Genomic DNA, 17,652 nt, shown 5'->3' with positions numbered 1-17,652 from the left:
TGACTAGACTGAAGAATTGAAAGGAATACACAAAATGAAAAAAAGAATGTTATCACTTGTGACGGTAATATTGTTGCTCGTTTCCTTGATTCCAACTGAGGTATTGGCAGCAAAAGGTGCGGGAAAGTATCCTACAGAAATAGGAACGCCGACGGAATCAGAAAATCAGGATGACGGAACAATTTACTATGAAACAGACGCTGCTGTCTATATCAATCCTATCTATAAAGATGTCATCGGTGAAGACGATATTGATGTTCCAGATGAAATTGAGAGTTCTGGAAAATCCAGTAACTATGGAATAAGTGCGTTTGCAGAAGACTCAGAAAGTATAGAATATTGTGACACGATTGAAGAAGCAGGCGCAATATTGCGCGCAGGCATGGTTGCACGTGAGGAAACGATTACGGTCTATTATTATGGGGATGTGTACAGTTCCGAGTATTTTAAGGACCTGTGTACAAACCAGATCATCCCGGAAGCGCTCGCAGAGACAGAGAACGCCAATGAGGGGGATTACCTGCGTTATAATTATGGCGGAACTGGATATAGAGCTTCTATAGCAGCAGACAGTGATGGGAATTACAAATATTATACAATTGCTTTTACACCAACCTATTTTACAACGGCCGAGCAGGAAACGGCTGTGAATGAGAAAGTCGATAGTCTTCTTGAAACGACGTTTTCATTTGAAGATAGTACTTCTGACTACAAGGAAATTTATGAAGTATATGATTATATCTGCAGCAATGTTACCTATGATAATGAAAATTTGGAAGATAGTAGCTATACCTTGAAATATTCAACCTACGCGGCTTTGATTAATGGTACTGCTGTCTGCCAGGGTTACGCGTCCTTGTATTACAGGATTTTGAGAGAATTGAATCTCGATATCCGTGTTGCTACCGGCTATGGTGGCGAGGCATCGGAGGATGTGTCAAATTATTATGAAAACCATGCATGGAATATTGTCCAAATCGACGGTAAATGGTATTTTGCGGATTCCACCTGGGACGCTGGATTCAGTGATGAAGTGGCAGCAGGAACTTACTCCTATCAGTATTTATTAAAAGGGACATCAGATTTTGACAGCTTGGAAGCTCCGTATTCCACTACTGGTATCCATTATCTGATCATGGATGAGGATTTTGTTGATGCATATAGCATTGAAGAAATGAGATATATTGCGGAAAATGCATCGGAATGTACGCATGAGTATGGCGCAGTTGTGACCATTCCTACTTGTACCGCAGGTGGGTATACCACATACATATGCTCTTTGTGTGGAGATACCTATATCAGCGAGGAGACTGAGGCTTTGGGACATAGTTGGGACAATGGTACGGTTACAAAAGAAGCAACTACAGAGGAAGAAGGAATCAAAACTTATAACTGTACTGTCTGTGGGGTAACGAAGACAGAGACAATTCCTGTCAAATCTTTGTCAGCGCCGTCGGTGAAGCTTAGTGTTTCTCAAAACAATGGGAAAATCCGGTTAACTGGTAATGTGAAGGATTATGAAAACATTGATGATTATTACGAAATAACCGGACATGGCTTTGTCTATGTAACGAAGGCATTATTAGGCAGTAAGATTCTGACGGTCAATACAATTGGTAGGACGAAAGTAAATATTAGTGGTATTGGAAGTACTGGTAGTTATAGTTACAGTATGACACCTAAAACAGCGAATACAATTTATGCAACTCGAGCTTTTGTTACATATAAAAATAGCGCTGGAAAAACGATTTATGTCTATTCCGATACAGTTTATACAAGCTACAGCGGGATAAAATAATATTAAGGGTTTAGGAATATAAAAAAAGTAAAAAAGCCAACAAAATCTAATACTTTAAGATGAGGATACGAAATCCAGCTGAGTTATAATAAATAAAATTCTAATATTATGCGATTATTTGGCGATGAGTCCGATAAAGCAGAGTGAGTGATTGAGCCTTGGAATTTTGTATTTAGAAGGCTTATGTATGAATTCCAGATGTGCTCCCTTTCAGGTAAACAGCAAAAAGACTGTTGATCTGGAAGGGAGTATTTTTAGGAATAAGATTTAGCCATTCATCGGCACTTTTTCGCAGAAAGGCGGATTTATACAGATGAAGAAATTAAGAGTTTTCAGCGTCATACTCCTGCTGATCTCAACAGGAGCTTTTGTCGCATTTCAAACATATTCAAAACATATCCAGGACAACACTCCACCGGTAGTGACTTGTGACAGTGAGGAGCTAACCGTATCAGTCACTGCCACAAAAGAGGACCTGCTGACCGGAGTGACTGCCAAGGACAGTCGCTCCGGAGATGTGACGGATTCGGTTGTAGTGGAAAGTATGTCTGCATTTACGGAAGAAGGAACGCGGATCATTACCTATGCGGCGGTAGATGACAGCATGAATGTCGGTAGATGCGAGCGGACTTTGGTGTACGAGGATTATGCACCTCCGGTGTTTCATATGAGTGAACCGCTATGTTATACAGTGGGACAGAATATTGACATTCTGTCCTGCATATCGGCGCAGAGTGTGCTGGATGGGGACCTGACGTCCAATATCAAATACTCTCTGGAGAAAACCATCAATACGATGACTGCCGGAGAGTATCCGATCGAATTCCGTGTCATGGATAGTGGTGGAAATACGGTGTATCTGAAAACGCAGATCAGCATTTCCGATAAGAACTATGCGGGAATTGAAGTGAAATTAAAGGACTATCTGATCTATCTGTCTGTAGGAGAAGCATTTGATCCTGCTTTATATTATCAAGAGGCAGACAGAGAGGGAGAGTTATCCATCGAGTCGAATGTGAATACGTCACAGGCCGGAACTTATTATGTGGATTATGTAGTTGAAGGAACGATGAGCAGCGGCAAGAGCCGTCTGGTTGTGGTAGTACGATAGAAAGGTCAGAAATATGGAAAAGGAAATGCAGAAGAAACAGATGGAGGATATTTATAATATTTTCCGGGATGTGCTGAAAAATTGGTGGGTTGTACTATTTATCGCGTTATCAGCAGCCTTTCTTTCCTATATTGCATCTGCGGTCTCTTATAGTCCGACTTATACGTCGAATACAACCTTTGTGGTATCTGCTAAGGGTTCAACCACCGGTGCTTATGCAAATGAAAGTCAGACACAGAAGCTGACGGATGTGTTTCAGGCGGTGCTGGACAGTCAGATCTTGAAGAAAAAGGTGGCAGATTCTCTGGAAATGGATTCCTTTCCGGGGACCGTTCGGATCGCGGTGGTGCCGGAGACGAACCTTCTGACGGTCTCTGTGACCAGCTATTCACCGGAGATCTCGTTCCGGCTTCTGAATGGTATCTTAGAGCATTATCCGGAAGTGTCGAAAAATGTGCTTGGTGATGTGGTTCTGGAAGTGTTTGAAGAACCGAATTTCCCGTCAAGACCGGATCTGGCATTTCAGGGAAGAGATGTGATGAAGAAGGGATTTCTGGTATCTGCGGCGTTTGTGGTTCTGCTTCTGGCGGTGATGTCCTATCGAAAAGATAACATCAAGAGTGTGGATGATGTGACGGACAAATTGGACACGACTGTATTTGGAACGCTGAATCACGAGCCGGCGTACCGGAACCTGAAAGCCCGCCTGAAGCGTCAGAAAAAGAAAATGCTGATTACGGAACCGGCAGTCAGTTTCGGATTTGTGGAAACAATTAAGAAAATGCGTACAAAACTGTTATATAAGAGCAGGCAGGAACGGAACAAGGTTCTTCTGGTTACAAGTACAGTAAATAAGGAAGGAAAGACGACCGTGGCAGCCAATCTTGCGCTGGCGATGGCGCAGCGGGGGATGAAGGTTCTTCTGATAGAAGGAGATCTTCGAAATACGGCTCTTGCAGTGGCTATGGGTGTAGAAGTTCCGAAAGGAGCAGGGCTTGGTGAACAGTTGATGACGGATCTTGAAAAACTGGTATTTCAGATAGATGAAAAATCTCTATATTTATTGGTAAATAATGTTCCGCACGCAAGAGCTACAGAGTTTCTAACATCGAGACGGTTCGGAGAGTTCCTGAATGAGATGAAAAATAAGATGGATTTTATTATTATTGACGGTCCGGCTGCAAAGGGCAGGGCTGATGCAGAAATCCTGGCGAGAAAATCCGATTTGTCTTTACTGGTGGTAAAGCAGAACTGCGCGAAGGTTCCGTATATCAACGATACGATCGATATGCTGGAGAATTATGGAAATGGCCTGCTCGGGTGCGTGTTAAATGATGTTTTGGTTGGAAATGCAGTCATAAGCTCCGGTTATGGTTATGGATACGGCTACGGATATGGCTATGGCTATGGAAAATACCGTTATGGCAAATATTATGGATACGGAAAGTATCAATCCTATTATTATGACAGACGACAGGAAGAGAATGAGCCTAAAACACAGAAAAAAGAGGAGACCAGATAGAATATGGGGAATCAGGAAAATGAAAAAAGTCAGGAAATGGAATTGATTGATATCACCGGATTACTGTCAGACTATTTGCGTATATTCCGGAAGATGTGGGCATGGGTTTTGATTCTTACGATATCAGGATCCGGAATCTTCTACGTTCGTGCCAGAATGCAGTATCAGCCGAGATATACGGCTTCGGCAACATTTACAATCAATATACAGAGTGACCAGCAGGTGGGAGGAAATTCTGGATCATCGAATTTTTTTGACAATTCGGCGGCAGAACAGATGGCGACAACATTTCCGTACATTCTGACCAGTGGAGTGCTCAAACGAAAAGTGGCAAAGGATATGGGAACCGGCGTGGTGACCGGAAATATTGAAGCTTCCGTGGTTGAAAATACGAATCTTCTTACGATTTCTGTTACGGACGTGGATGCGGAGCGTGCCTATGTAACGCTTCAATCCGTGATTAAGAATTATCCGTCTGTGTCTGAAGTGATCGTGGGAAAGGTGAATATGGAGATGCTGGATGAGACCGGTATCCCGCCTAAGCCGGACAATCCGAGAGATTTTAAGCGCGGTGCCGTGAAAGGCGCGGTATTCGGATTCCTGCTGGCGATGGCCTGGACGGCTCTCCTGGTTGTGACAAGAAGGACGGTGCGCAAAGAAGAGGATATTCACAGGTGGATGCACACGAGATGTCTGGGAGCAGTTCCGGAAATTCATGAAAAACGGCGAACAAGATCCAGCCAGATGAGGAAAGTTCTGACGGATCCGAAAATAGATGAGAAATTCCTGGAAGCGTTTCGAATGATCCGAAATAAAATAGAATACAGTGCACATACCTATCATATGAAAACCTTTTTAATTACGAGCGCCCTTGCCGGAGAAGGAAAGAGCACCGTTGCGGTAAATCTGGCATTGTCGCTTGCGCAGTCAGGGAAAAAGGTTGTGTTGATCGATTGTGACTTGAGGCATCCCACGGATCGCAAAATCCTGGATCTGGATTCGGGAGATGGATTGGCAGAGATCCTTGAGAAGAAAGTGAAAATGTCTGAGTGCCTGATTGGAAGTACGGAATTGGGACTTCCTTCTGATGTAGAGCTTTTATTTCTTCCGGGTGGAAGTACGATGAAAGATGGCTCTGAGTTCCTTGGAACGGAACTTATGAAACGTATTATCGAAAAGATGGAGGAATGGGCAGATTATGTGATCCTGGACAGTGCCCCTGCAGGACTTCTGACAGATGCAGTTGTTCTGGCGCAGTATGCAGACGGCGCGATTTTTGTTGTAAGGAAAGATTTTGCGAGGGTAGATTACATTATGGATGGAATGGAACATCTGGCAGAGAGCCGGATTCAGATCATTGGTGGAATATTGAATGGGGCATAATCGTTTCCTTTTTCGTGAAAAAATGGAAAAAACAGGGGATATAGAATAAAAAATCATAAAAAGGTGGAATAAATCTAATACTTTAAGATGAGGTTATTGAAATCAGGTGGGTTATAATGAAATGAATCCTGATATTTGTGGTTACCAGGCCCCTAAGAAGGCCGATTATATTATGGATGGAATGAAAAATATGAGACGAAACGGTCGGAAAATTTTTCTCGTACTGGCACTCATCTTGGTGATAGGACTTGCTGTGAGCATATACGCATCCTATAATTGCCTGACAGTCAGGGAATATACATATTCTACTGAAAAAGTATCACAGGGATTGACTCTGGTGGTGCTGTCGGATCTTCATGGACATGAATTTGGAAAAGGAAATGAGGAGCTGGCGAGGAAAGTCGCCCAGCAAGAACCGGACATTATCCTTCTGGATGGTGATTTCCTGAATGAAGATTCAAAGGATGACTCTGTAGTGACAGAACTGATACGTACACTTCATGAGATTGCCCCGGTATATTATGCGCTGGGAAATCATGAGATAACGTACATGACAAATGGACATCCTGAGCTGGTTCAGAAGATTGATGAGGCTGGAGCTACGTTTCTGGAATTGAAATATGTGGATATTGAGATAAAAGGACAGAAACTCCGGATTGGTGGGATGTATGGCTATGCCTTTGGACTGGACGGCGAAGATTCGGCAGAGGCGATCGATGCAGAAGCCGGTTCATTTTTGAAAGAGTATCAGGATACAGACTGTTTGAAGATTATGATGTCGCACAGACCAGACAGTTTTATATTTGGAAATGCATCTTCTGTATGGAAGGTGGATCTTGTAGTCAGCGGCCATGACCATGGAGGACAGGTGGTTCTGCCTGTGCTGGGGGGAGTATTTGGCGGAGATCAGGGGTATTTCCCTGAATATATACATGGCATGTATCAAAAAGATCAGATGCATATCTTTGTAAGTAGCGGACTCGGAAGTTATGGAGAAATACTGCCAAGGATCAATAATGTTCCGGGGATTGCGGTGATTCATATACAGAGTAAATGATAATGTGAAATCATGCCAATCGACATACTTTGTGACAAAGGCCGATTAAACTTATTCAGTATTAGAAGGAAGGTTTGATATGGAAGAGTATGTAGAGAAGAAATATTGTATTAAGCCGGGATATATTCTTCGAGAAATTGCCGGGGAATGTGTAATTGTTCCGGTGGATGAAGAATGTATGATTTCGAATGCGGTCATGTCACCAAATGATTCGGCTGTGTTCTTCTGGAAGGTATTCCAGACTCCTCATACCAAAGAGGATGCAGTTAGAAAAGGAATGCAAGAATACGACGTGGAGGAAGAAGTGATTCGGGAATCTACAAATCGTTTTGTGGAAGAATCTTTAAAGTATAGGATTTTAGAAGAGGTTGTTTGATATGAAAAAAGAATGGATTGAGCCGGAAATTTTAGTACAGGAATTTACGGCGAATGAATATGTAGCTGCATGTATCGTAGGAAATATTCAGTGTGCGCTTCCCGGTAAGAGTTCTACTGAGCAGGATGATGGGACTACCCCTATATATACAGAACCAAAAACTCGTTTACAGCATGGACTTTGTGGAGAGGCTGCGCCGATTAGTTTTGATAGTGAGACTGCAAGTGGATATGAAGTGATAAATGGAGTAAAACAAATGAATCGTCCTATTTATAATATTTCTGGGTATGAATTAGAGCCAGGAACATATACCAATGTTACTTGGAATAGTACAGATAATGGAGGAAAAGATGTATATTCCCATACAGGAAGACTTGTCATTACAAATATTGATGAGAGTCGTCCGAATCACTCATAATTATAACGTAACCTTACAGGGACTGTTGTTGATTGTTTTAGCAGCAGCCTCCTTTTTAATTTTAGGAAGTTTTTATGGATAATAGTACACTTGAAAAATATCTGGTTGAGAATGCGAAGAAGCAGAATGTCCCCATCAACGGGAGCCTGGAACTGCTTCCTCTTTGTAATATGAACTGTGATATGTGTTATGTCCGGCTCAGCTGTTCGGAAATGGAGCGGCAAGGCCGGCTGCGTACCCCGGAAGAATGGATTGGTATTTGCAGACAAATGCAAAAAAGTGGTGTATTGTTCCTTCAGCTTACCGGGGGAGAGCCGCTTCTTTATCCTGGGTTTCAAAAAGTCTATCTGGCTTTGAAACAGATGGGAATCATTCCTACACTCAACACAAACGGAACGCTGCTTAATGAAGCATGGGCAGATTTCTTTGCGCAGCATAAACCACGACGGATTAATATCACACTGTATGGATCCTGTGAGGATACATACGAGAGATTGTGCCATTATAGTAAAGGGTTTGAACAAACAATTCGCGCGATAAACCTGCTCAAAGAGCGCAGTGTTGATGTCAAGATCAATGGAAGTCTTGTAAATGCAAACCAGGGAGAAGTCAAGAAACTACTTGATATTGCATACCAGCTGGATACGCCAATTAATATTGACACCTATATGTACCCTGCGACAAGAGAACGTGGCAAAATATATGATTTTCATTCCAGATTGACACCAATGGAGGCTGCTCAGTCACGAATAATGATACAAAAATATGCTCAAACTGAAACTGAATTTCGGGAATCTGCAAAACAGTTCCTTTATAAAGCGGAGCATCCAATGCCTGCCACAGAGGATAGAGACCAAATGAAATGCTTGGCAGGGAGGGGTTCTTTTGCCATTAACTGGCAGGGGAAAATGCAGCCCTGCGTCATGCTTAAGACACCATCTGCTTCTGTTTTTGATCAAAGTTTTGATGATGCATGGAGAACGATTTCTGATGGGGTAAAGAACATTCGCTTAAGTCATACATGTACTGAATGTTCCAAGCGGGATGTATGTCAGACATGTGCGGCATGTGCCTTGTATGAAAGTGGAAGTTTTGGAGGTGTACCGGAGTATATGTGCCGATATACGGAGCAAACTTTAGAATGTTTAAAGGAAGAGTTAGATCATGAATAAAACAAAGTTATTTCAAGTTGGTGATTTCTGCTTCTTTCTTTCTTATCCTACAGAGATCATCCCTCCAGACAATTTTATGACTTTTGCGGTATCTCAAGGTAAAGCATCCTATTTTTATACCATTTCCCTTTCTTGTTCGATTCAAAGACCGGACAAATCTGCAATTGCCAATCGGGAGGATATCGTGATTTACTCTAATCAAGAATTTGAATGGCGTCTGATTGGTTCGAAAGGCAGAAAAGGGTTTTATGCCTTATACCGGGAGAATGGGAATAATTGTGCGAAAATCCAGTTATCCGAAGAGAAAATTCAGGATATACATTTTGATACTGTATTTGCTTCTCTGTTTGCGTTGGAGCGTCACATGATAAAACGAGACAGCCTGATCCTTCATTGTGCCTATACAGTATACAAAGGAAAAGCCATCCTGTTTTCCGCCCCTTCTGGAATCGGTAAATCCACGCAGGCAGAGTTGTGGAAGCAATACCGGGGCAGCAGAATTGTCAATGGAGACCGTGCGCTTTTAAGAAAAATAGATGGAGTATGGTCAGCCTGTGGCTGGCCTGTCTGTGGTTCATCAGACATCTGTGAATCCGAAGATACGCCTCTTTATACGATTGTGATGCTGAGACAGGGGGAGACCAATTATATAGAACGGCTTTCTCCCATTCAGGCATTTACACAGCTCTACGCTCAGACTACAATCAACCAGTGGAACCCCGCATTTGTGCAGCGTGCAATGGAACTGATCGAAGATCTTATCGGTCAGGTTCCGGTTTATCAGCTTACCTGCAATATGACAGAGGATGCTGTCAAATGTCTGGAACAGGCTATTTTTCCGGAAGCAAATACTGTGGAGGATGATATAGAACCATGAGAAGAGTAGACACACAAGAATATCTAACCATACTAAAAGACCTCGTGCAGCAAGGCAAAGAGGTAAGCCTTCTGGTTTCCGGAAACAGTATGTCCCCGTTTCTGATCCATGAAAGAGATTACGTATACTTCCGGAAGCCCAATCGCCCCTTAAAGCCCGGCGATATCGTATTTTTCCAGAGAAAAACCGGTCAGTACATCATGCACCGCATCTGGAAAATAAAGCCGGAGGGGCTCTATATCGTGGGCGATGCGCAGACGGTGATCGAAGGCCCGGTGGCGGAGGAGCAGATATTTGCGGTTATTACCAGGGTTCAGAGAAAAGGGGAATGGATCATGCCCGGAGATTTCTGGTGGGAATTCTTTGAACATGTGTGGATCCATATCATACCATTTCGGCGTGTGATTATGCGGATATATGCCGGCATTTGCAGATAGCAAAGTTGTGATGGAGGAATACAATGGAAGAGAATCAGACTAATAAGGGGATCTCGTTTGAGTCGCTGGACATTCTGATAGGAAGATGGAAAGACGGGACCTTTTCCGAGATTATTGACGACTGGAAATGGATTTTCTCTTACAGTAAAAAATACAAGGGAGCGATCGTGTTCTATACGCTGCTCGGCATTTTCAGCACCTCGATGGGGCTTGTGAGCAGTGTGGCAAGTAAGTATATGATCGATATCATTACCGGATACCAGACCGATAAGCTGTGGATCATGATTGTGCTGACTGTGGGAAGTGCCATTTTCAGCCTGGCTTTTTCGAATATAATCAGCAGGATTTCCACGAAGCTCAGTATCTATATTAATAATGATATTCAGGCAGATATCTTCGATAAAATCATCGATGCAGACTGGCTTGAGATTAACAAGTACAGTAACGGAGATGTGCTGAACCGTTTTAACAGTGATGTGAGTACGGTGAGTGGAAATGCGATCAGCTGGCTTCCTTCTATCGTAATCGCAATCTATAATTTTGTGGCAACATTTATTGTGATCTGGCATTATGATAAGATCATGTCTCTTCTGGCATTCGCGAGTGCACCCGTCATGCTTCTGATGTCAAAATTTTTGATAAAGAAACAGCGGGAATATGCGAAAAAGGTCAAAGAGATGAGCAGTCAGTTGATGACCTTTGAAGTGGAGACGTTCTACAATTTTGATACGATCAAATCGTTTGGGATTTCTGATTTATATGGGAAAAAGATGCGGACATGGCAAAGCAGGTTTAAAGATGTCAGCCTGGAATACAATATGTTTTCGATTAAGACGGGAATCTTCATGTCGATTATGGGGATGATCGTCCAGTATGCGGCGTTCGGGTACTGCCTGTTTCGGTTGTGGACCCATGATATTACCTATGGTACGATGACGCTGTTTTTGCAGCAGAGGGGGAACCTGAATTCTGCATTTAACAGTGTGATCTCGATTATTCCGGCATTTTTGAACAGCTCGATTTCCGCACATCGTATCCGGGAACTGGCGCAGCTTCCGAAGGAAGTGCATATTCCGGAGAGTAATGAGCTGGATCGCCTTGCGGAAGAGGGATTTGAAGTGCGGATGCGAGATGTGGATTTCTCTTATGTGGAAGGAACCAGAGTGATTACAGACTCTTCCTTTCACGCCCATCCGGGAGAGATCGTTGCCTTAGTAGGCCCATCCGGGGAGGGGAAGACGACGATGATTCGACTGATCCTGGGACTGATCCGGCCGGAGAAGGGACAGGCTGTGATGATCGGAGCGGATGGCCGGGAGGTGCCGATGAATGCAGAGACGAGGCATTTATTTGCCTACGTGCCGCAGGGAAATACGATTCTTTCCGGTACGATTGCCGAGAATATGCGGATGGTCAAAGAAGATGCGACGGATGAGGAGATCATTGAGGCGTTAAAAGTGTCCTGTGCCTGGGATTTTGTGGAGAAGATGCCGGATACGATCCAGAGTAAAATCGGGGAGAGAGGACGAGGATTTTCAGAGGGGCAGGCACAGAGGATCGCAATCGCAAGGGCTGTTCTTCGCGATGCGCCGATTCTCCTTCTGGATGAGGCGACATCGGCATTGGATGTGACGACAGAGCGCAGGGTGCTTCGGAATATTATCAGTCAGAAGCCTAATAAGACCTGCATCGTCACAACGCACAGGCCGAGTGTGCTGAATATGTGCCAGAGAGTGTACCGGGTTATGGAGACGAAGGTTACGGAGCTTTCGGAAGAAGAAGCCGGCAAGATGGCAATTGATTTTTAAGATGTAAAGGATGAGAAGATGATAGATATACATAGTCATATTTTGCCTGGAATCGATGACGGTGCGGAGGATATGTATGAAACACTTGAGATGGCGAAAATGGCGGTGGAAAGTGGAGTGACAGCAATGGTGGCGACACCGCATTGTAATCTTCCGGGACTTTTTGACAATTATTTCAGCGATGCCTATGTCAGGCTGTATCAGGATTGTGTCAGAGCGTTAAAGGAGGAGCAGATTCCCCTTGCGCTCTATCCGGGAGTGGAAGTTTATGCCACGCACGATCTGCCGGAGATGATTGTGGATCATAAGGTCATGCCGCTTAATCAGAGCCGATACATATTGATGGAATTCGCTTTCGATGAGGATCCTGATTTCGCATCGCTTCTTCTGCAACGGGTAAGCGCGGTTGGAGCAAGGCCGGTCATTGCGCATGCAGAAAGGTATGAATTTATACAGGATTATCCGCAGATTGCCTATCAGTGGCGCAAAAGAGGATACATTATACAGGTTAACAAAGGAAGTATCCTCGGGAGATTTGGAAGAAATGCGCTAAGATGTGCGCAGCAGATGCTTTCCCACAATCTTGTGTCCGTAATGGCAAGTGATGCCCACAGCCCGTTTCGGAGAACGCCTTATCTTCTTGATGCGTACGAGGTGATCTGTGAGCAGTATTCGAAGAAGATAGCGGATCTGTTGTTTCAGCATAATCCTGCAAGGATCTGTAAGAATCAGCCGATCCTGAAGCTGGAGCCGATCCCGTTTGACGATTATGAAGTGTAGATAAGGAAGTTGATTATGAGAAGATTGCAAATGATGATATGTCTGGTATTTACCGTATCGTTCACTTTGTTTATAGGATATCAGGTGAAAGAGAAGATGATGGCCGATGATACGCCGCCTGTGATCACATGTGAAGAGGACACGATCTCTGTCAGCGTAAAGGATGGAGAAGTCGCACTGCTGGGAGGTGTGACGGCAAAGGATGATAAAGACGGCGATCTTACGGATTATATCCGAATCTCCGCCATGACGCATTTTATCAATAACAGGCGCAACATAACGTATGTTGTTTTTGATGAGGCAAATAATATCGGAACACTGGAACGATCTGTAGAATATACCGATTATGTTTCGCCAAAGATCTATATGAAAAATCCGTTTCGGTTTACTTCTTCCGACGAGATCGAGCAGGTGATCCGGGAAGGCATGTCGGCGGAGGATTGTTTGGATGGCGACTTAAGCAGTCAGATCCGGACGATTTGGGATGACAGTTATTATAGTTCCCTGACCGGAGATTATCCGGTGACTCTGCAGGTCAGCAATAGTGCTGGAGATGTGTGCCAAGTGGAAATCGAGATGACTGTCACGGAAGCAAATGACCGTGAGGAAAACGGAAAAGAGTATCCGCTTCTTTCGGATTATATTGTATACACGAAAGTAAATCAGATGATCGATCCGGAATCTTTGATGATAGGAATCGAGAAAAATGGGACAGAATATCTGTATGAAGAGGATGAAGAGTTCCTGGCCGGGACGAGGGAGGCCATTCGGATCGATTCGAAAGTGGACTATGCGAATCCCGGGGTATACACGGTAGAATACAGTTACACCGGTGAAAATGCATCGACAGCGGTTACGAAGCTATTTGTAGTTGTGGAGGAAGAGTAGAATGAGCAGAGAGGAAAGACAACGGGAAGAAATCGCGGAGGCTGTCGATACGGGAATCGACCTTTTTACTCTGGTGCAGGATCTTCTTCGTAATTGGTGGGCAATCATTCTGGGAGCGCTTGCAGGGGCGATGCTGTTCTATGTTGCGGCAAATTTAAAGTATGTTCCGGAATATACGTCGACAGCTACCTTTGTGGTCGGTTCGAAAGAAAGCAATTATTCTTACAGTAATTTGAGCGCGACTTATAACATGGCGCAGGTTTTGGAGAAAACGCTGAAAAGCAATGTGATGAAAAAGATCATCTGTGAAAATCTGGGAATAGAAGAGGTTGATGCCACGATCCAGACAGACGTTATGGAAGGAACCAATCTGCTTACCTTAAGCGTGACGGCAGATAACGCAAGAGAATCCATTGATATCATCCGCACGATCATGGATCATTATACCGAAGTATCCATTTACACGGTTGGAAATGCAGTGTTAAATGTTCTGGAGGAACCGAAGATGCCGTACGCATCCGCGAATCCGCTGGATGCGCGTGCCCAGGCGAAGAAAGGGTTTCTTGCAGGTGCGGCGATCTGTACGCTGTTATTCGGGCTGTTGTCGGTGATGCACAATACGGTAAAGCAGGAAAATGAGATTGAGAAAAAGCTGGATGCAAGAAGTCTTGGATCGATCAGTTTCGAGTATAAATATAAGACTGTAAGAGATGTGTTAAGCCGAAAAAAAGCGGCGGTTCTGATTGATAACCCGCTTTCTGGATTTGCCTTTGTAGAAAGCTATAAAAAGGCGACGGCGAAGGTAGAATATCAGATGGCGAAAGAGGGGAGAAAAGCCCTGGTCGTGACCAGTGTGTCTGAGAATGAAGGAAAATCTACGGTGGCGGCGAATCTTGCCATCAGTCTCGCGGACCAGGGGAAGAAAGTGATCCTGATAGACGGCGATATTCGCAGACCTTCCCAGTTTCTTATTTTCAATCAGAAGGAAACAGAACAGAAAGAGCTTGGTGAGTTCTTAAAAGGTTCCGGTCATTTGTCGGATATCCTGATAACGGGAGAAAGACCACGTTTGTTTTTCCTGGGCGGAAGAAATTGCTACTCTTCTTCCACAGAACTGCTTTATTCAGAGCGCTTGCCCATCCTGCTGGAAGCATGCCGCAAGAGTGCGGATTATGTGATCATTGACACTCCGCCGGCAGGACTTCTGGGAGATGCACAGGTGTGGGCGCAGCATGCGGATGCCGTGCTCATGGTGGTGAGGCAGAATTATATGCTGGCTGAAGATGTAAATGACATTCTGGATGAATTCCGTGACGGTCACGCGAAAATTCTGGGAGTTGTTCTAAACGGTGTAAAATCCTTTGCCGGTGCGGCAGATCAGACAATCGGGCGCTATTATGGGAAATATGGTGAGTATGGATATTACGGACACTATAATCATAGAAGGAAATAAGGTACATGGAAGAGTATAAAGAAGTATTTGAAAATGAATCAAGAAGAGAGTTGGAAAAAATTGATATTACTTCGCTTTTTGTGGATTTTTGTCAGGGGCTGCGTAAACTATGGTGGTTGATCCTTGTATTGACCGTCGTGTTTGCGATAAGAGGGTATTTTGCAACAAGTACCAGTTATGTCTCGCAATATGTGGCAGAGGCTACGGTATCGGTTACATCTTCTACAGGAAGTTCGGCAGAAGATATGGCACAGATTTTCCCATATATTCTAAGCAGTGGAGTTCTCGCGGATGTTGTGGCGGAGGATATGGGGGTGACGCAGCTCCCCGGCACAGTCAGCGCGGTGGCGGATGAGGGGACGAATCTATTGACCATTTCCGTGACGTCGAGTGATCCGCAGGTGGCATATAACACCCTTCAGTCTGTGCTCAAAAATTATCCGGAGGTCGCAGAATTTGTCGTAGGAAAGACGAAACTGACCGTATTGGACGAAACGGGAATCCCGTCTGACACAAGAAGAGAAGAAGTAATCCGCGGCTCGTATAAGCGAGGGGCACTTAAGGGTGCCGGCTTCGGATTTGCGATACTGGCGTTTTATGTTCTTACAAGAAGGACTGTGAAATCAAAGAAAGAATTGAAAAATCAAATCAATCTGATGGATTGCGGAAGTATTCCGTATATTCAGGTTAAGAAGAGAAAAAAGAAAACCTTCAACAATTCGCTTTGTCTGTTAAATGAAAGAATTTCGCAGGGATATGTGGAAGCAATCCGTAAGCTTCGGATCAAGGCCATGAAAGATATGGAGGAGAATCAATTCAAAACACTTATGATTACCAGTTCCATACCGGGGGAAGGCAAAACCACACTTGCAGTCAATCTGGCAATCTCCATTGCAAATCAGGGAAAGAAAGTTATCCTGATTGATTGTGATATGAGAAATCCATCCGTCGCCGGAGTGATGAATGAACAGGAAACGCATCCGGGGCTGGGCGCTGTTTTGAAAAAAGAAACCGCTCTGAATGATGCATTGATCCGTGTAGAAACAGGTAAGGGAAGTCTTGAAATTCTGTACGGTGGGAATAATGATGAAAAGAACACGAAGCTGCTGGGAACAAAACGAATGGAAGCACTGATTCATACGTTGAAAAAACAGGCGGATCTTATTATACTGGATACAGCACCATCCGGTATTCTGGCCGATGCGGCGGTTCTTGCAAGGTATGTGGATGCGGCGCTCTATGTGATCCGATATGATTATACCAAGATGCAGCAGATCCGGGAAGGAATCCAGTCACTTGTAATGAGCGGTATTCACCTGATCGGTTACACCTTTAACGGGGACAACCAAAGCCGTGGGCGTGGCTATGGCTACGGTTATGGATACGGCTACAGACGATATAGTGGTTACAGTCGGTATGGCGTGAAAAAAGAATCGGACTCATACAGGCATTATGGAAATGCCCCAAAGGGTACACAGGATCAATACGGGCGAATCATTAAAGAGTAGGAGGAGACAGATGAGATTTTTCAGAAGAAATAGAAAAAGAAAAATTCTTGGGTTATTGTTATTGGCAGCTATATTACTGAATGTTGGAATATATGGATCAATCGCATGGAAATATTATCAGGATGTTGTCTCGATCGTACCGGAAGATCAGGTGGACCCAACCGCAAAAAGTGTAAAAATAGCACAGGAAGATCCAAAGGACGAAGATGTTTTCAATGTTCTCTTAGTTGGTACGGATTCCCGCGATCCGAATTCCGATATGGGACGTTCTGACAGCATGATGCTTGTATCGTTCAATAAGAGTAAGAATAAATCAACGGTCGTGTCTTTTCTGAGGGACTCATTAGTAGATATTGACGGATACGGGAAAAGCAGGTTGGGACACACTTATGCATATGGAGGAATCGGACTGACGATCAATACGATCAATAAGACCTATGACCTGGATATCCAGAATTATATAACCATTGATTTTGAAAATCTGGTCAGTATTATTGATGAAATCGGCGGGGTAAAAGTTTTCATTACGGAAGAAGAGGCAGAATACTACCGTCAGAACGGAATGCCGGATATACAGAGCGGCGATATGACATTAACCGGATCGCAGGCTTTGGCCCATGCACGCAATCGTACACTTGGAAGCGATTTTGAACGGACCAGACGACAGAGAAGCGTTATGTACGGAATCTACCGCCAGATTATGGCGGAGAAAGATGCTTCCGCCATCCTGCCTCTGATCAATTACTGCATGAATCATGTGAAAACAAACATGAGCGTGACGGAGATTTATGATTTGGCAAAACAAGTACTGGCGATCGACAATCTGAGGATGCAGCAGGCAAGCATGCCGACAGAGGGGGCATACCAGCCGGTTACCTATGAAGGAATGGACGTGCTGGAAATCGATATTGAGGCAAACAAAAAATATTTGAATGAATTGTTGTATTAAGGTGGGGAGCAGTTCGCAGTATAAAAATAGAAAACCGCATCATTTCCGGTAAGGTATCAAGTAAGGCATTATTGGAAATGATGCGGTTTTTTCGCATAGTAGCCTGAAGTGACTT

General features: G+C 44.0%; 16 protein-coding genes. All 16 read left to right on the top strand.

The features are described 5' to 3' along the window. The first annotated feature begins 34 nt into the window (after positions 1–34). The 16 genes from ACTNB3_RS12455 to ACTNB3_RS12380 all read left to right on the top strand — a co-directional run bounded on the left by ACTNB3_RS12455 (position 35) and on the right by ACTNB3_RS12380 (position 17,537). On the top strand, positions 35–1,798 hold the full coding sequence (locus ACTNB3_RS12455; RefSeq protein WP_441026044.1) for a transglutaminase domain-containing protein: 1,764 nt from the start codon (positions 35–37) through the stop codon (positions 1,796–1,798). Positions 1,799–2,111: 313 nt separating this feature from the next. Continuing rightward, complete coding sequence (locus tag ACTNB3_RS12450) at positions 2,112–2,909, top strand: HYR domain-containing protein (protein WP_441026042.1); 798 nt, start codon at positions 2,112–2,114, stop codon at positions 2,907–2,909. A gap of 13 nt (positions 2,910–2,922) precedes the next feature. After that, positions 2,923–4,431, top strand: coding sequence for a polysaccharide biosynthesis tyrosine autokinase (locus ACTNB3_RS12445; RefSeq protein ID WP_441026040.1), 1,509 nt, complete (start codon positions 2,923–2,925; stop codon positions 4,429–4,431). 3 nt (positions 4,432–4,434) lie between these two features. Further along, positions 4,435–5,814, top strand: coding sequence for a polysaccharide biosynthesis tyrosine autokinase (locus ACTNB3_RS12440; RefSeq protein WP_441026038.1), 1,380 nt, complete (start codon positions 4,435–4,437; stop codon positions 5,812–5,814). 121 nt (positions 5,815–5,935) lie between these two features. Then, positions 5,936–6,871: a metallophosphoesterase gene (locus tag ACTNB3_RS12435; RefSeq protein ID WP_441026036.1), complete on the top strand. Its 936-nt coding sequence runs from the start codon at positions 5,936–5,938 to the stop codon at positions 6,869–6,871. A 79-nt stretch (positions 6,872–6,950) separates the two neighbouring features. Next, the gene (locus ACTNB3_RS12430) at positions 6,951–7,247 is read left to right on the top strand and encodes a PqqD family protein (protein WP_441026034.1); all 297 of its coding nucleotides are present in this window, start codon (positions 6,951–6,953) and stop codon (positions 7,245–7,247) included. A gap of 1 nt (position 7,248) precedes the next feature. Next, a complete protein-coding gene (locus tag ACTNB3_RS12425; RefSeq protein ID WP_441026032.1) occupies positions 7,249–7,665 on the top strand; it encodes a hypothetical protein in 417 nt (138 codons plus the stop codon). A gap of 74 nt (positions 7,666–7,739) precedes the next feature. Further along, entirely contained in the window at positions 7,740–8,837 is a 1,098-nt protein-coding gene (locus ACTNB3_RS12420; protein ID WP_441026030.1) for a radical SAM/SPASM domain-containing protein, read from the top strand. Then, complete coding sequence (locus tag ACTNB3_RS12415; protein WP_441026028.1) at positions 8,830–9,714, top strand: hypothetical protein; 885 nt, start codon at positions 8,830–8,832, stop codon at positions 9,712–9,714. The genes ACTNB3_RS12420 and ACTNB3_RS12415 overlap by 8 nt, the downstream gene beginning before the upstream one ends. Further along, positions 9,711–10,151, top strand: a complete 441-nt coding sequence (locus tag ACTNB3_RS12410) for a S24/S26 family peptidase (protein WP_441026026.1) — start codon at positions 9,711–9,713, stop codon at positions 10,149–10,151. The genes ACTNB3_RS12415 and ACTNB3_RS12410 overlap by 4 nt, the downstream gene beginning before the upstream one ends. 23 nt (positions 10,152–10,174) lie before the next feature. Then, a complete protein-coding gene (locus tag ACTNB3_RS12405; protein WP_441026024.1) occupies positions 10,175–11,959 on the top strand; it encodes an ABC transporter ATP-binding protein in 1,785 nt (594 codons plus the stop codon). Positions 11,960–11,977: 18 nt separating this feature from the next. Then, positions 11,978–12,739 (top strand): tyrosine-protein phosphatase, encoded by a 762-nt coding sequence (locus ACTNB3_RS12400; RefSeq protein ID WP_441026022.1) that lies wholly within the window; start codon positions 11,978–11,980, stop codon positions 12,737–12,739. A gap of 15 nt (positions 12,740–12,754) precedes the next feature. Beyond that, on the top strand, positions 12,755–13,627 hold the full coding sequence (locus ACTNB3_RS12395) for a hypothetical protein (RefSeq protein WP_441026020.1): 873 nt from the start codon (positions 12,755–12,757) through the stop codon (positions 13,625–13,627). Position 13,628: 1 nt separating this feature from the next. Further along, positions 13,629–15,080 carry a polysaccharide biosynthesis tyrosine autokinase gene (locus ACTNB3_RS12390; protein WP_441026018.1) on the top strand — a complete coding sequence of 484 codons (1,452 nt, stop codon included), beginning with the start codon at positions 13,629–13,631 and terminating at the stop codon, positions 15,078–15,080. Between the two features lie 5 nt (positions 15,081–15,085). Next, positions 15,086–16,588, top strand: a complete 1,503-nt coding sequence (locus tag ACTNB3_RS12385) for a polysaccharide biosynthesis tyrosine autokinase (protein WP_441026016.1) — start codon at positions 15,086–15,088, stop codon at positions 16,586–16,588. A gap of 10 nt (positions 16,589–16,598) precedes the next feature. Further along, positions 16,599–17,537 (top strand): LCP family protein, encoded by a 939-nt coding sequence (locus tag ACTNB3_RS12380; protein WP_441026014.1) that lies wholly within the window; start codon positions 16,599–16,601, stop codon positions 17,535–17,537. Positions 17,538–17,652: the final 115 nt, after the last annotated feature.

The sequence above is a fragment of the Bariatricus sp. HCP28S3_D3 genome, assembly GCF_052065755.1.
In the GTDB taxonomy this organism is placed as follows: Bacteria; Bacillota; Clostridia; order Lachnospirales; family Lachnospiraceae; genus Allocoprococcus.
The sequence above is the reverse complement of the archived record's forward strand: the minus strand, read 5'-3'. Positions and strand labels throughout refer to the sequence as shown.

Bases quoted from the DNA above. Each gene is read 5' to 3' on its own strand.
- ACTNB3_RS12455 (WP_441026044.1), top strand. From the start codon at position 35: ATGAAAAAAAGAATGTTATCACTTGTGACGGTAATATTGTTGCTCGTT.
- ACTNB3_RS12450 (WP_441026042.1), top strand. From the start codon at position 2,112: ATGAAGAAATTAAGAGTTTTCAGCGTCATACTCCTGCTGATCTCAACA.
- ACTNB3_RS12445 (WP_441026040.1), top strand. From the start codon at position 2,923: ATGGAAAAGGAAATGCAGAAGAAACAGATGGAGGATATTTATAATATT.
- ACTNB3_RS12440 (WP_441026038.1), top strand. From the start codon at position 4,435: ATGGGGAATCAGGAAAATGAAAAAAGTCAGGAAATGGAATTGATTGAT.
- ACTNB3_RS12435 (WP_441026036.1), top strand. From the start codon at position 5,936: ATGAATCCTGATATTTGTGGTTACCAGGCCCCTAAGAAGGCCGATTAT.
- ACTNB3_RS12430 (WP_441026034.1), top strand. From the start codon at position 6,951: ATGGAAGAGTATGTAGAGAAGAAATATTGTATTAAGCCGGGATATATT.
- ACTNB3_RS12425 (WP_441026032.1), top strand. From the start codon at position 7,249: ATGAAAAAAGAATGGATTGAGCCGGAAATTTTAGTACAGGAATTTACG.
- ACTNB3_RS12420 (WP_441026030.1), top strand. From the start codon at position 7,740: ATGGATAATAGTACACTTGAAAAATATCTGGTTGAGAATGCGAAGAAG.
- ACTNB3_RS12415 (WP_441026028.1), top strand. From the start codon at position 8,830: ATGAATAAAACAAAGTTATTTCAAGTTGGTGATTTCTGCTTCTTTCTT.
- ACTNB3_RS12410 (WP_441026026.1), top strand. From the start codon at position 9,711: ATGAGAAGAGTAGACACACAAGAATATCTAACCATACTAAAAGACCTC.
- ACTNB3_RS12405 (WP_441026024.1), top strand. From the start codon at position 10,175: ATGGAAGAGAATCAGACTAATAAGGGGATCTCGTTTGAGTCGCTGGAC.
- ACTNB3_RS12400 (WP_441026022.1), top strand. From the start codon at position 11,978: ATGATAGATATACATAGTCATATTTTGCCTGGAATCGATGACGGTGCG.
- ACTNB3_RS12395 (WP_441026020.1), top strand. From the start codon at position 12,755: ATGAGAAGATTGCAAATGATGATATGTCTGGTATTTACCGTATCGTTC.
- ACTNB3_RS12390 (WP_441026018.1), top strand. From the start codon at position 13,629: ATGAGCAGAGAGGAAAGACAACGGGAAGAAATCGCGGAGGCTGTCGAT.
- ACTNB3_RS12385 (WP_441026016.1), top strand. From the start codon at position 15,086: ATGGAAGAGTATAAAGAAGTATTTGAAAATGAATCAAGAAGAGAGTTG.
- ACTNB3_RS12380 (WP_441026014.1), top strand. From the start codon at position 16,599: ATGAGATTTTTCAGAAGAAATAGAAAAAGAAAAATTCTTGGGTTATTG.